This is a genomic window from Pedobacter sp. BMA (assembly GCF_001027745.1).
GTDB lineage: Bacteria > Bacteroidota > Bacteroidia > Sphingobacteriales > Sphingobacteriaceae > Pedobacter.
This window is the reverse complement of sequence record NZ_LECU01000005.1, coordinates 471,704-486,527: the sequence shown is the minus strand read 5'-3', so window position 1 is coordinate 486,527 and position 14,824 is coordinate 471,704. Positions and strand designations below refer to the sequence as shown.

13 protein-coding genes and 1 tRNA gene are annotated in these 14,824 nt (G+C 40.8%); 4 read left to right on the top strand and 10 right to left on the bottom strand.

Translation table 11 applies throughout. The annotated features are described in order from the left end of the window. Positions 1-56: 56 nt before the first annotated feature. The 7 genes from AB669_RS11620 to AB669_RS11590 all read right to left on the bottom strand — a co-directional run bounded on the left by AB669_RS11620 (position 57) and on the right by AB669_RS11590 (position 8,714). On the bottom strand, positions 57-578 hold the full coding sequence (locus tag AB669_RS11620) for an acyl-CoA thioesterase (protein WP_047799459.1): 522 nt from the start codon (positions 576-578) through the stop codon (positions 57-59). Between the two features lie 391 nt (positions 579-969). Then, positions 970-1,890, bottom strand: a complete 921-nt coding sequence (locus AB669_RS11615; RefSeq protein ID WP_047799458.1) for a hydroxypyruvate isomerase family protein — start codon at positions 1,888-1,890, stop codon at positions 970-972. Between the two features lie 28 nt (positions 1,891-1,918). Then, positions 1,919-2,911 carry an FAD:protein FMN transferase gene (locus AB669_RS11610; protein WP_047799457.1) on the bottom strand — a complete coding sequence of 331 codons (993 nt, stop codon included), beginning with the start codon at positions 2,909-2,911 and terminating at the stop codon, positions 1,919-1,921. 6 nt (positions 2,912-2,917) lie between these two features. Next, a complete protein-coding gene (locus AB669_RS11605) occupies positions 2,918-4,237 on the bottom strand; it encodes a Gfo/Idh/MocA family protein (RefSeq protein ID WP_047799456.1) in 1,320 nt (439 codons plus the stop codon). Positions 4,238-4,269: 32 nt separating this feature from the next. Further along, the gene (locus AB669_RS11600) at positions 4,270-5,235 is read right to left on the bottom strand and encodes a formylglycine-generating enzyme family protein (protein ID WP_047799455.1); all 966 of its coding nucleotides are present in this window, start codon (positions 5,233-5,235) and stop codon (positions 4,270-4,272) included. 137 nt (positions 5,236-5,372) lie between these two features. Beyond that, complete coding sequence (locus AB669_RS11595) at positions 5,373-6,650, bottom strand: DUF5103 domain-containing protein (RefSeq protein WP_047799577.1); 1,278 nt, start codon at positions 6,648-6,650, stop codon at positions 5,373-5,375. A gap of 150 nt (positions 6,651-6,800) precedes the next feature. Next, positions 6,801-8,714 carry an ABC-F family ATP-binding cassette domain-containing protein gene (locus AB669_RS11590; RefSeq protein WP_047799454.1) on the bottom strand — a complete coding sequence of 638 codons (1,914 nt, stop codon included), beginning with the start codon at positions 8,712-8,714 and terminating at the stop codon, positions 6,801-6,803. 167 nt (positions 8,715-8,881) lie between these two features. On the opposite strand from AB669_RS11590, the gene AB669_RS11585 reads away from it, so the two are divergent. From AB669_RS11585 to AB669_RS11575, 3 genes are all read left to right on the top strand, one after another. After that, a complete protein-coding gene (locus AB669_RS11585) occupies positions 8,882-9,292 on the top strand; it encodes an Rrf2 family transcriptional regulator (protein ID WP_047799453.1) in 411 nt (136 codons plus the stop codon). Between the two features lie 74 nt (positions 9,293-9,366). Then, positions 9,367-10,017: an NAD(P)-dependent oxidoreductase gene (locus AB669_RS11580; RefSeq protein ID WP_047799452.1), complete on the top strand. Its 651-nt coding sequence runs from the start codon at positions 9,367-9,369 to the stop codon at positions 10,015-10,017. Positions 10,018-10,101: 84 nt separating this feature from the next. Further along, the gene (locus AB669_RS11575; RefSeq protein ID WP_047799451.1) at positions 10,102-11,133 is read left to right on the top strand and encodes a quinone-dependent dihydroorotate dehydrogenase; all 1,032 of its coding nucleotides are present in this window, start codon (positions 10,102-10,104) and stop codon (positions 11,131-11,133) included. Between the two features lie 176 nt (positions 11,134-11,309). Here the strand turns inward: AB669_RS11575 and AB669_RS11570 are convergent, their stop codons facing one another. The 3 genes from AB669_RS11570 to AB669_RS11560 all read right to left on the bottom strand — a co-directional run bounded on the left by AB669_RS11570 (position 11,310) and on the right by AB669_RS11560 (position 12,404). Beyond that, positions 11,310-11,480 (bottom strand): hypothetical protein, encoded by a 171-nt coding sequence (locus tag AB669_RS11570; RefSeq protein WP_010602219.1) that lies wholly within the window; start codon positions 11,478-11,480, stop codon positions 11,310-11,312. 34 nt (positions 11,481-11,514) lie between these two features. Next, positions 11,515-11,588: transfer RNA gene (locus AB669_RS11565), tRNA-Cys, on the bottom strand. Positions 11,589-11,657: 69 nt separating this feature from the next. After that, positions 11,658-12,404 carry an RNA methyltransferase gene (locus AB669_RS11560; RefSeq protein WP_047799450.1) on the bottom strand — a complete coding sequence of 249 codons (747 nt, stop codon included), beginning with the start codon at positions 12,402-12,404 and terminating at the stop codon, positions 11,658-11,660. Between AB669_RS11560 and AB669_RS11555 the strand changes: the two genes are divergently transcribed. Beyond that, positions 12,395-14,824 (top strand): BamA/TamA family outer membrane protein, encoded by a 2,430-nt coding sequence (locus AB669_RS11555; protein WP_053058377.1) that lies wholly within the window; start codon positions 12,395-12,397, stop codon positions 14,822-14,824. The genes AB669_RS11560 and AB669_RS11555 overlap by 10 nt on opposite strands.

Here is a 14,824-nt window from a genome sequence, read left to right as displayed (position 1 = left end):
GGTAAGCCGCTAAAATAAAACAATCAAATTAAGCGAGGGGCAGGTTTATGTAAAAATTATGCTTTAAAGAATAAAGCTTTTAGTTCGCTGGCATCGTCAGGACTCATTTTACCACCTAAAACAAGGCGAAGCTGGCGGCGTCTTAAAGCGCCATCATACAATTCCACTTCTTCGGGTGTTTCGGGTATTACTTCTGCCACAGGGATGGTTCTTGCGCTTTGATCAACTGCCACAAAAGTATAGTAAGCTTCATTGCTTTTCTGGCGTGCACCACTCGGAATATTTTCAGACCAAACATCTAAACGAACTTCAACAGAGGTGTTAAACGCGCGGGTCACTTTAGCTTCAATAGTGATCACATCGCCCAGTTTTATAGGTTGTTTAAAAGAAACGTTGTCTACAGAAGCGGTTACTACAATGCGGTTGCAATGTTTTTGAGCTGAAATTGCTGCTGCGATATCCATCCAGTGTAACAAACGGCCGCCCATCAAATTGTTTAAGGTGTTGGTATCATTTGGTAATACCAGCTCATTCATTATCGTAAAACTCTCTTTGGCAAATTTCTTTTTCAAACTCATAACTGAGCGCAAAAGTAATTAAAATGTACAGCAAAATATTGCTTATTTGGTATTCTGCGTAAAGGAATTATCGTCGTAATGTCAATAATGATTAATCACACATTATTCAGGCCTGTTTCAACATCAGGAATGTGAACTTTGAAACTATTGATCTAAACCCATGTTTTAAGCTGAAAATAGTGCGGAACCTTACCCTCATACAATTTTTCCACTGGTACTATAATGAATACCAGAACTTATGGCTGAAAGTAGCAAATGAAGCCGCCCATTTAAAAGAAATGGGAGTAACCTGCGTTTGGCTGCCGCCAGCTTACAAAGCCAGTACATTCATAGTCATTGTCGAATTGGTTAGCCGACTAAACAGTTAACCAATTCAACACCCTTGCTTTGGCTAAAGAAAACTATCTTCTTTACGATAAGCTGCAATTACGGCCAGTTCGCCTTCTTTACCTCCCTTGGAATTACCGTGCTCCATTCCCATTACGCCTTTATAGCCTTTTTGATGCAGGTGCTTAAACAGGTTTTTATAGTTGATTTCGCCAGTGGTCGGTTCTTTTCTACCCGGATTATCTCCAATTTGAATATAGGCGATTTCATCCCAGCAACGATCTATGGTTTTAATCAAGTCGCCTTCAGTGCGCTGCATGTGGTAAATATCATATAAGATTTTGCATGATGGACTTTTTACTGCTTTGCATACTGCGTAGGTTTCATTGGTTTTCTGAAGGAAAAGTTCCGGGGTATCACTCAGCGTTTCCAGCACCATAATTATACCATGGGGCTCGAAAATTTCTGCTCCTGCCCGCATGGCATCTATTACATTGGCAAACTGATTGCCATAAGGCAGATTACGTTCGTAAAAGCCTGGTACTACGGTAACCCATTTGGCATTACAACGTTTTGCGGCCTCTACCGATTTTTTACAGGTTTCTATGAATTTGTCTTTAAAATCTTTCTTTCCGGTAGTCAGTGAAGTTTTCCAGTTGTCGCCACCATCCACTACAAAAACGCCCATCCTCATACCTAACTTAGCCAGGAGATTTCCGATTTTATCCTGTTCGTCTACAGACCTGTTCAGGTAACCGTTATCCTCTATTGAACGGAAGCCTTTATCATACATAAACTGAATCTGATCGAGAAAATTCTTTCCTGCATGGTTTTCAAACATCCCCTGGTGTGGCGCGTAGTCGAGGTTGAACACCCGGTCGGCAGGAAACTGCTGTTCTCCTTCAAAAGCATTACTGAAACCTGTTCCTGCAGTAATGGCACCGGCTGTTAACAGGCTGTTTCTTATAAATTCACTTCTTTTCATTTGTTCGTTTTTAAATGTAAAGCCAGGCTTATTTTTTTAATATTTTTTTGAATCCGGCAGATAGTGTATCGGCAATAGATCCGTCTTTGCGGTGATAAACAAAATAAGCTTCCAGATCTTTTCTTTGTTCCACAAAATGTAGCGCATCTTTCAGGTGCATCCCCATCAGGGCATTATCGTAGCCATCGGCTGTAATGGCATCTTTAGCATAAACAGTCACACTGATCATTTCATTTTCAAGCGGATAACCGGTTTTGGCATTGATCAGGTGAGATAGTTTTTTCTTTCCGCTCTGGTGAAATTTACGGTAATTTCCAGAGGTGGTGATGGCCCCGCTGTTTACCATTGCAATATGCCTGATTGCAGGTTCATTATTCTCATCCGGTCCTTCAATACCAATTTTTATTGCTGAGCCATCGGGTTTAGGACCGGAAATTCTAAGTTCCCCACCCAGTTCTGCGATGTAGGTTCTGATCCCTTTTTTTTCCAGATAACCGGCAATTAAATCCACACTGTAGCCCTGGGCTATTCCGTTTAAATCAATTTGTACACATGGTTTCGTTTTGGTGAGCGAACCATTTTCAAAATGCAGGTTTTTCATGCCTACACAAGCTAAAATAGATTTTAGTTTCGCCCTGCCCGGTTCTTCATCCGCTTTTCGCGGGCCAAATCCCCAGGCCTGAACCAGCGGCGCAACCGTAATGTCGAAGATTCCCTTCGTATCTTGATTAATTTCGAAACTTCTTTTCAAAACGGTATCCAGGAAATGATCGGTGTTAATTTGCCTGTCGGATGAATTAAACCGGCTAATTAACGAGTTTGGCTTGTATAAAGACATAGACTGATCAATGTCGTCGAGCAAACTATCAATACCTTTTTTTGTCGCCACGCTATCTGTTGCATAATAGGTAATGGTATAATCTGTTCCCTGTGCATAACCTGTAATTTTAAACTGCCGCACTTCGTTACGGGTAAAAAAGCCAAATAAAACAGGAAAGCAAAGGAACAGAAATCTATACATGATAACCTATAGTACTTTAGTTTTACCAGGCATAGGGATTGGATAAAGGCCATTAGCATCAGGCATTAATTGTGGATTAGCATCCCATGCAAAGCGCTCAGGTAATAGACTGTTATTTGCAGCGAGTGCTTCATCCCATTTTATGGTCTGGCCTGAATAAGTAGCATAGCGGCCAATGATGCCCGAGAAAGTTGTGGTTGCGCCATAATCAGCATTCTGGAATTTATACTCGCCCTTGGAGATTGCTTCAAAAAGCTCATCATGTTCCGTTTGGTAAGGATTTGCATTGCCTTTGGTATTGTGGTTATAAATTTCTTTTCCATTGGCATCCCATATAATGGCCTGATTGCCTGCCGAGAGATATACTTTACCTTTGGTTCCCTGAAAAGTCTCATCAACACGGTTACGGGTTCCCTCGAAATGCCTGCACTGACTATAGATTTTAGCACCGTTGGCATAGGTAAACTCATTGGCGTGGTTATCATAAATCTCGCCATAATCCTTTCCTGTACGCCAGGCCCTGCTTCCGGTGCCTTCTACTGAAACCGGATGCGCTCCGGTAATCCAGTTTGCAATATCGATGTTGTGTACATGCTGCTCTACAATATGGTCGCCGCATAGCCAGTTGAAATAATACCAGTTACGCATCTGATATTCCATTTCAGTCTGGTTAGCCGTACGCGGGCGCACCCAAACACCCCCACTGTTCCAATATACCTGTCCAGATACAATTTCGCCAATTGCGCCATCCTGTATCCGTTTCATGGCCTCGCGGTAGTTGCTCTGGTAGCGGCGCTGCAATCCTACCACTACATTTAATTTTTTCTTTTTCGCTTCTTCAGCAGCTGCCAGCACCTTTCTGATTCCAGGAGCATCCACAGCAACAGGCTTTTCCATAAACACGTGTTTACCTTGCTTAACTGCTTCTTCAAAGTGAATGGGCCTGAAACCCGGAGGGGTAACCAGGAGTACCACGTCAGCCAGCGGGATTGCTTTCAGGTAAGCATCGAAGCCTACAAACTGACGTTCTTTGGGCACATCCATCTTCGCTGCAAATTTTGAGCTTAATGACTGGTAGCTGCTGTCCAGGCGATCTTGAAAAGCATCTGCCATGGCCACGAGTTTCAGATTAAATTTAGTGCTGAGTGCCTGGAATGCTGCTCCTGTTCCGCGGTCGCCACAACCAATCAGGGCGATCCGGATGGTGTCAGTTCCTGAGGCAAATGCACCTGCAAGCGGAATGCTGCTTAAAATGGTTCCTCCGACCAGGAGGGCAGAGGCTTTTAGAAAGTCGCGTCTTTCTTGTGTGTTTGGTTCTTTTTTCATTTAGGGTTTGGTAGGTTTTGTGTGTTAATTAGTTAAAGATCTTTGATTGGTTGCTTATTATAGTAAGCATCTATTTCAGTTTTTGAAGGTGTTTTGGTTGGACGAACCAGTCTTATCCCTACAAAAGGTGCCTCAGGGAACCACCAGTTACTTTTCGGGATCTGAGGATCGAGCTGTTTCCATGAAGGATCGGATGCCAACCGGACTGTTGAGGTTAGATTATCGGGCGTTTCATCATACGATCCGCCACGCACCGAATGAGGATAGAGTTTATCAGGCAAAGCAATGGGATTTACAGTTACCTTACCATTATGTTGGTTATAAAAATCAGCCAGGTATTGATCGCAGGTCCATTCGCTAACGTTTCCATGCATGTCATATAAGCCCCATGCATTTGGTTGTTTTAGTCCTACAGGATGTGTTTTGTTTTCGCTATTATCTTTAAACCATGCATAGTCCGCTAGCTTTTTGGAGTCACTTCCAAAAGAATATGCTGTTGAAGTTCCGGCTTTACAGGCATATTCCCATTCTGCTTCTGTTGGCAGGCGGTAGAAAACTCCTGTACGAACGTAAAGCCATTTGCAGAACTGAATGGCATTGTACTGTGTCATAGCTATTGCCGGCTGGTTTTCTTTACCCATGCCAAAGGTCATATCCAGATAGGGTTTAGTTGGCCTGGTCACCGCGTCAACCTCAGGCGGAATCGTAGAGATACTGGCCTGCTTCTCATAATCACGGTAAAGAAAGGGCTCAAAAATATTCCAGGTTACCTCGTATTTTCCCATCCAGAATGCATCAAGTTTTACATCATGAACAGGCTGTTCGTCGGCCTTTCCGGTTTTGCTACCCATTTTAAAGGCTCCTGCCGGTATGGCCTGCATATCGAAAGTCAATTTTGTACCATCAATATTTTGTGTATATGATTTAAATTCCTGGGCATAGTTTTTCCCAAAAGAAAGGAGTATTAAAGCTGGCGCAATAAATTTCTTAAACATCATAATTGGTTAGAAATGCCGGATGAAGAGCATTTGGGTTACTTTATCTGAACACTAAAGTAATTAACCAATTTTTAAATTAAGAAAATTTATGTAACAAAAACACTAGGTTTTATTTAAATTGAGTCAGCTAAAAGGTTTTATCGCTGATCAGTTACCTTATTGCTTAAATTGGTATATCCCACTAAAGTTTCCCAACGCGCTCCGGGTTTTTTATAATAGACAAATATCTGGTAGCTATTTTCCGTCTGGAAAAACGAGCCCTCAAAAGGTTGCATTTCCAGGGTTTTCGTATCCTTATTAAACCAGGCATACTGGTAATCGTATAAGCCTTGTTTTAATATAATGTTGCAATAAAACTGTTTTCTGCCGGCATCATATATTAATTTGTTTTCGGGGCTCAGTGTATAGTTGTTGAATCGGCCGATTACATATGCATCTCCATTTGTAACAGGCGCTGTAGCATTCAGGGTAAAAAGCACACCCATATACTCCGCTTCAGTTTTATCATCCCTGCCATCGGTATTTCTGATGAAAAAATTTCCATTCTCGTCGAACTGGTTCGCAAAAGCAGTACCGTTTAATGGCGCATCCTGAAAAAGCATCACATTTACTGTTTCATTGTCACGGTAAATGTCTTTGACATTGGCCCCCTTAAAGCGTAGGCTTCGGGTATCAAATTTTCTAAATTCATTATTACCCCAAAAATCATTTGTATTCACGTCGTTATAAACCAATTGGTTAGGCCGTACAAATGCTGGTTTTGTATTGATCTGTGCGGTATAGGGATCGAAGTTCTGCAATACTATTGCTTTCAAATCCTGGTAAGGATTAGGGATGGATATAGAATGATTAATTGTAAAGTTGATTTTTTGCTTTGTATTCCGGTCAGCTACCTGAATGGAATTGGTAATCTCTGCTGCTACCGCAAGCTGACTTTCAACAACAAAAAACCTTTGAGAAATAACGGGTTGATTTTTGTCTCCGTCCAGATATACCTTTAAAATATAATTTCCTCCAATTTTGGGTTGTACCTGCGTGTTTGGAAAACTCAGTTCGTAGTGGGTGTATTTTCTGGTTGTGTTCGATGAGTATTTATAATTGATAATGCGGTCGCTGTCGAATCCCTGAAGATAGTCCATTGTTGAAATCCTCGAGGTTTGCCAGTCCGATGTGCAATGTTCTATGCTGTACCAGTAGTTCTTAGTTCCCCCAAGAAGATCGTCGAAAGAGAAAGCAATCGTTTCAGATGAGTTCAGTAAGATTAACGGAATGCTTTGTTCTTTCGTAGCATTATAGCAAAGCACCGTTTTAATGTTCGGCAGATATATCTTATTATCATTAGTGAAGGTTTTATCCCGCTGAGCAAAACAAAGGGTAGAGGTAAAGATCAGAAGTACTGCGATTAGTTTTTGCATGGTTAAAATTACAGGATAATAACCAGAGATAAAAAGGTTATTTTCTTTTGATTGCCGGCAACCTGGGAGCGTATTGCCAGTATTCAAAAGATATAAAAAAAGCCACAGAATTTCTGTGGCTTTTTTTATAAGAATATCGGGCTAATGGTATTAACCTTCCAGTTCCATAATTTCTGTGGCTAGTGTTTCCCATTTGGTCTGACTGCTTTCTAAATCCTGCTTTGCAGAAAGGTAGCGCTTGTTGGCTTCTGCCAGTTTAGCCGCATCACTATAAACCTGTTCGTTGGCCAGTTCCAGTTCTATATCTTTAATAGCTGTCTCCTGCTCTGCAATCACCGTTTCAACTTTTTTCAGTTCATCATTTAATTTCTTTAACTGATTAGCGGTATTTGGGCTGGTGGGCTTAGGGGCTTCTTTTTCTTTTGGTTTTTCAGGCAATTTAACCGGAATAGGTTTTGAAACGGGGATTTCACGCTTGCTGTTCCATTCTTCGTATTCTTCATAAGTACCGGGATACTGTTTGATTTTTTCGCCTTCGATAAACCAGATTTTGTTGGCCACATTATCCAGGAAGTACCTATCGTGAGATACTGCAATGAAAGTACCCTCGAATTGGTCTAAAGCCTGAATTAGAATATTTACCGACTGAATATCAAGGTGGTTGGTTGGCTCATCCAGAATCAGGAAGTTTGAATCTGTAGTTAATGACTTGGCCAAAGCCACACGCGATTTTTCACCACCTGAAAGTACTTTGATTTTTTTGAAAACATCATCGCCGGTAAACAGGAAGCATCCTAAAATACTACGTAATTCAGTGTCGCTGTGTTTAGGTGCAAATGCCTGTAGTTCTTCGAGGATGGAGTTACCCAGGTGCAAAGATTCCAACTGGTGCTGCGCAAAGAAAGTAGTGGTTACGTTATGGCCGGTTTCGCAAAATCCGTCGAATTTTTCTGTACCTGCAATCATTCTCAAAAGCGTAGATTTACCTTTACCATTGGCTCCGATCAATGCAATTTTATCGCCTTTTTCGATTACCGCTTCAGCATCTTCTAAAATATGTACGTTAGGGTAGTGCTTGGTGGCATGTTCTATACGCACTACGTGACGGCCTGAAGGTTTTGTAAATTTGAAGCTGAAATTAACGGTAGGGTTTTCATCATCAACGTCATCAATACGCTCCATTTTATCGAGCGCCTTCATACGCGACTGCGCCATTTTTGCCTTCGATGCTTTTGCTTTGAAACGTTCAATTAAACGCTCTTCCTGCTTAATTTTAGCTTGCTGGTTTTTAAATTCACCCTTCTGTATTTCGCCACGTAAAGCTTTTTCTTCTACATAAAAGCTATAGTTTCCGGCATATACGGTAAGTTTTCCTTTCCGTGATTCAACGGTACGGTTAACAATTTTATCCAGGAAATATCTATCGTGAGATACAATGACAATGGCACCTTCAAAACCTGCCAGATAATTTTCCAGCCATTTAATCGATGGTAAATCCATGTGGTTGGTAGGCTCATCCAGCAGCAGGATATCCGGATTCTGCAACAGAATTTTCGCAAGCATTACCCGCATTCTCCAGCCTCCCGAAAAGGTATTTAGCGGGCGGTGCTGATCTGCAGTACTAAAACCCAAACCTGCTAAAATTTCATTTGCGCGGTACTCAATGTTATAACCATCAAGGGCCTCAAACTCCTGTTGTTTATCACTCAGTTTGTACAAAACCTCCTCACTATAGTCAGTTTCAATTTTCTTCAGTAACTCTTCAATTTCATCATGCAGCTGGTTCTGGCGCTCGAAAGCTTCCATGGCTACGTGCAGAATGCTATGGTGCGATTCATAAGAAAGTAAGTCCTGGTTCAGGTAACCAATTTTCAGGTCTTTCGACATGGAAATTGTGCCCGAACTTGGCGCATATTCACCTACAATTAATTTTAATAGTGTTGATTTTCCTGTTCCGTTGGCGCCGATTAATCCGGCTCTGTCGCCGGGTTTAATGTGCCAGTTCGCTTCATCGTACAAGGCTCTTGAGCCAATCAGGAATGTTAAATTATTTATTGAAATCATTTCGGCTGCAAAAGTACGAATTTAAAAGCCTTTTTTCGGGTTAGAAATGAAATAGAAGCCGGGTGGCTTTAAGGTTTTTATTCATCGCCCGGATAAACTTTTTTGTTTTTTGTTTTGAATTAATCAATATTTATCTACTTTTGTACTGTAATAAAAATAATTACAGAATGAATAGCAGCAGATTTCCGGTATCCCTCCATATTCTTACCTTGCTCGAAGATGCGAATGGTGAGATGGTGAGCTCTGATTTTCTGGCAGGCAGTATTAACATCAATCCGGTTCTTGTTCGCAAGGAAATTATGAATTTGCGTAAACATGGCTTTGTAGATAGTAAAGAAGGAAAGGGGGGCGGGTCGTTCCTGGCTAAAAATGCTGCCGATATCAATCTGGGGGAGGTATATCAGGCTGTGAAGAATGTTAATATTTTAGGACAAAGTAAAAATGAACCAAATCCTAAGTGCCCGATTGGAAGGCAGATTAATCAGCATCTGGATGAGCTGTATATTGATGCAGAGCAGGCATTAATTGATCGTTTATCAAAACAAACACTGGCAGCTTTTGCTGCAAAATTTAAGTAGCATTTTTTTTAAGTCAAACTGTAACAAAATACATTACAATAAGTATTCAATTATTTAATCATAAAATAAACAACATGAAAGTAGCATTAATAGGAGCCTCGGGCTTCGTGGGGAAAGCCCTTTTAAACGAGTTAGTCAGCCGGGGAAATGATGTAATCGCCATTGCGCGGGATACTGATAAAATTGATAATGATGATCAGAAGGTAACAAAGGTATCGGCAGATGTGCTTGATACGGATAAACTTGCCGAAGCTTTGAAAGGTGCTGATGCAGTAATTAGTGCATTTAACGCTGGCTGGACTAATCCAAATCTTTATAACGATACTGTTGCCGGTGCTGAAGCCATACAGAAAGCCGTTAAAGCCTCGGGCGTTAAACGTTATATTTTTATTGGTGGTGCAGGTACATTACAAATTGATGGGAATCAACTGGTTGATGGTCCTCAGTTTCCTGCAGAAATTTATCCCGGCGCATCAGCTGTAAGGGATTATTTTAACACTTTGAAACAAGAAAAAGAACTGGACTGGTTATTTTTTAGTCCGGCGATTGAAATGCATCCTGGTATCACTATCGGACGTACAGGTAAATACCGTTTAGGTAAAACTTCACCTGTTTTCAATGAGGAAGGTCGTTCTATTTTATCAGTGGAAGATTTATCAATCGTACTTGCCGATGAACTTGAAAACAATGCCCACCACCAGGAGCAGTTTACTGCCGCGTATTAAAATCAGGTAAAATAGAAAATGTGAGATGGAAACGCTGGGGCGTAATCCATTTCACATTTTCTATTTTTTATCTATCTTCGTTGCATGTATCGCATCATTAAACCAATCTTCTTTAAGTTTGACCCTGAAAACGTTCATTATTTCGTTGTTAAACGGTTAAAATGGTTTAATGACAAGTTTCCGTTGGGTAAAACAATCATCCGAAGCAGTTTTGATGTTCACATCAAGGGCTTGGAGAAAGAAGTTTTTGGGATTAAGTTTCGGAATCCTGTTGGTTTGGCCGCAGGTTTTGATAAAAACGGCGAGTATGTAGAAGCTTTGAGTAACCTTGGCTTTGGTTTTATCGAAGTGGGTACAGTAACCCCGATGCCCCAGCCAGGTAATGATAAACCCCGTATGTTTCGCTTGCCTAATGACGAGGCTTTAATCAACCGGATGGGGTTTAACAATAAAGGTGTAGATGTAATGGCAGAGCGTTTACGTTTGCTTAAAGATAAACATCCCGAGATTGTTGTGGGGGGTAACATCGGAAAAAATAAGGCTACGCCAAACGAAGATGCGGTGAGCGACTATATCAAATGCTTCGACAGGTTATTTGATGTGGTTGATTATTTTGTGGTGAATGTGAGTTCGCCTAATACGCCTGGCTTGCGCGAACTGCAGGAAAAAGAACCGCTCAAAAAAATTCTGAATACCTTACAGCAACGTAATCGTAAAAACGATATATCCCGTCCAATTTTATTGAAAATTGCGCCTGATTTAACTGATGCACAATTGGATGATATCATCGAAATTGTGGCCGAAACCAATATTGCGGGCATTATTGCGACCAATACAACCATCAGCAGAGAAAACCTTGCAACCGGAAAAAGCCTGGCTGAAGAAACCGGTGGATTAAGTGGTAAACCCGTTAAAGAGCGTTCTACCGAGGTTATTAAATATCTTTCTGATAAATCTGATAAAGCTTTTCCGATTATCGGCGTAGGAGGGATTCATTCCTCTGAAGATGCACAGGAAAAACTAGATGCCGGAGCCAGTCTGGTTCAGTTGTATACAGGTTTCATTTATGAAGGTCCGGGCCTGATCAGATCGATCTGTAAAGCCCTGGTTAAATAAAATCGGGCTTATCAAGGTTACAGTTACCATTCCCAGGTAACGTTTCCTGAATATTAATATCTCATCAGTTCGCCCTGAAACAGTCGGCCAGGCAATATGTATTAAAACTAAACGCATAAAAAAAGCATCCTTTGATCAGAAGGATGCTTTAAATTCTTTAGAAGAATATCTAAAAACTATTTTGCCAAGCCAGCTAAAACAGCATTGTTTTTAGCTAATTGATCGTTTTTAGGTTGTGCAGAACGGCTTCCTAACTCGATGTTAGTTGCTCTTTTTAAAAATGCTACCTCTTGGTGAGCTGTATTTTTATTTCTTCTGTCTTTTCTTTTTAATCTGGTAACTGCCATGGTAATAACCTTTTATTATTTTATTTTGTACAAATGGAGGTCGAGAGCGGATTCGAACCGCTGTAGAAGGTTTTGCAGACCTCTGCCTAGCCACTCGGCCACTCGACCTTGAAATTCAAGGTTGCAAAAATAGCAATTATAACTTAGTCCGCAAATAATATCTTAATTATTCTTGGTTTAATTTTTAACTCGCACTAATTCAGAACAAAAGATTGCGGCACTCACCGCCACATTTAACGACTCTGCTTCTCCAAATCTCGGAATCGTAACCGGTTTGTTTATTTTCTTTATGATTTCCGGCGAAATTCCTTTCCCCTCATTACCTAAAATCACAAGGCCTTCGTTACCCCAGTCGATCTGATAGATGGATTCTCCGTTTAACAAAGCGCCAAATACGGGAATCTGACTGCGATCAAGAAAGTTGCTCAGGTTTTCAATGTAAATTTCCACCCTGGCCAAAGAGCCCATAGTAGCCTGAACCGTCTTTGGATTGAAAACTTCCACGCAATCTTCGGAGCAAACAATGTTCTTGAAACCAAACCAATCTGCTGTCCGGATAATCGTTCCCATATTTCCAGGATCCTGTACGCCATCTAAAACCAATGTAAACCGGTTTTTGAGTTGCTGCAGGCTCAGTTCCTTATTTTCCCGGGTATGAATTACTGCTAAAAATCCTTGCGGGGTTTGTAATGTACTAATCTTCCCTAATTCAGCGTTGTTTACTTCAAATAAGTTTATATTTGCAGGCAATTTGGGTAACAAATTGGCTTGTTCGCTGTTGTAAAATATGGAATGAATCTGATAGCTGGATTGTATAAATTCTTTAATGGATTTAATACCTTCAACTAAGAATAAGCCATGTTCTTTGCGATATTTTTTTTGATGTAAAGACTTAATAAAACTAATCTGAGACTTTGAAAGCATACCAATACTTAATAAATATTAAACTGAAAAGCACTGCAATATTACTATTTATTATTGTTTTAATACAGGCTTGTTCATCAACTAAATACATAGCAGATTACCAATCCATTGTAAAAAAGGTTACGATAGACAGTGTGGATAAGAAGTTTGAAGAACAGGCTTACAATTATGTTCAGAAAGATATCCGTCCGGCATCAAACTACAGTATCAACGTGCCGCTTTACAACCTTTTCAATACAAAAGACGGCAGGTATAAAACAAGTGACATTAAGCCTTTCGGTACCCCGCCTGCCATTCTGGATAGTACTTTAGTGGAGATTTCCAGAACCCAGATTCAAAAATTTTTAAAGAGTAAGGGATATTTTCAGGCGCAGGTAACTTCTGATATCAAAGTAGCCAACAAAAAGGCCGAAGTAAGGTTCAGTGCAAAACCCGGACCCGCTTATTTCATAGATAAGTTAGGTGATTCTATACCTAACAAAAATATCAAAGCACTTTATGAGTCGAACAAACCTGGATTAACACATTTACGCGTAGGTGCACAGTATGATGAGGATTCACTTTCTTATGAGCGCGAACAGATTTACAAGTTAATGAAGGAGAACGGATATTTTTATTTCCTGAGGCCTTATGTTAATTTCGATGTGTATGGCGCTGAGGCCAGTTCCAAAACCAATAAAATTGATCTGAACCTAAACGTTACCGACCCGGCAAATGGTCCGCACAAACAGTTTTACATTGGTTATACGCACCTGCTCATTGCCCCAAATCCTGACGGATTGCCTGATTCAGCACGATATAAGTTGAGTAAGGATACCGTAAATGGTATTATTTATACTGACTTTTCCCGCCGGTATCGCAGGAACCCGATTGTAAGATATGACTTCCTGAAAAAGGGAGAATTATATGATATCCGAAACGAAAATTTAACTTACGATCGTTTATATGAACTTAATATCTTTAAGAATGTAAAGATTGATTATTATAGAAGGGACAGTACTTCAAATAAGGTCAATACGATTATCCTGCTGACCCCTCAAAAAGTAATGAGCAACAGGGTAGAGGGAGAGATTCCGTTTAACGGCGGTACGGTAGGTTTCAACTTAAGTAATACCTATACCAATAACAACTTTTTCCGAGGGGCCGAACGTTTTGAGCTTCAGGTTAAGGGCGGTTTACAATCGCGTATAGGGGGAGGGACTTCGCCCTTTAAGGATATTTATCAGCGCGATTTCTCTGTTAGTGCCAGTATTACAGTACCACGGTTGCTGATACCATTTTATAACCCTGTTCTGGGTGGAAACGGAATGCCACATACCACTTTCTCATCCAGTTACATTTACGCCCTGCAGAAGGATATTTTAACGCGTCGGATATTAATCAATTCCATCACCTACGATTGGGTAGAAACCAAGTCGAAGCTACACTCTTTAACGCCGTTGAATTTTGAGTACCGTTTCGGTAATCTTCAAACCGAGAACATTGATTTAAATACCCTGTTAAACAATCAGTATTACATTGATCTGTTGGGTAGAAAGGATTTGACGCTGGGCATCAAGTATACTTATTCATTAAACGCAGATAAACTTCAGCAGCTGAGAAGCTTTGTTTATTTCAGGGGAAATATTGATTTGGCTGGTAATATGCTTCAGGCCATTTCAAGAATCGGAGGCAATCGCCATAATCCGAATAACTTTATCAATGGCGATAGTACCCAACGGGATTACGGAACGATTTTCGGTCTACCCTACAACCAGTATGTACGTCCGGAAATTGATATACGCTGGTATAAACACCTGGGTGGAAACAGGCAGTTTGTTGCCCGGTTAAATACCGGTATTGGGTATGCTTATGGCAATTCGGTTACCATTCCATTTGAAAAGAAATTCTTTGCCGGGGGATCGAGTGGTGTAAGGGCCTGGCAGGCGAGAACCCTTGGCCCAGGAAATTATAACAGAGCGGTTTTAGGTTCTGATGAAGAAAGGAAAGCAGTTTTTGGTTTAGATCAGTTAGGAGACTTGCGGCTGGAGGCCAACTTGGAATACAGGTACTTAATCACGAGCAAGTTTTTTGGAGCAAGCCTCAAAGGGGCAGCATTTTTAGATATGGGAAATGTCTGGAACCTCTCAAAAGATGCGGATGATTTGTACGCCGAAGAAAAAATGTTCAGACTGAGTAAACTGGCCCAACAGGTAGCCATTGGTACAGGGCTTGGCCTGAGATATGATGTGCAGTATTTTGTATTCAGGTTCGACGTTGGATTAAAACTTAAGGACCCTCAGTTTAGCGGATCGGAACAATGGGTGATTGGAAAGTTTATTAGTGGTGCACGCGACTTTAAAAACACCTACAATTCCACACACGGCCCCGATACCTATCGCTTTGTGCAGTATAATTTCGGTATAGGCATGCCGTTTTAG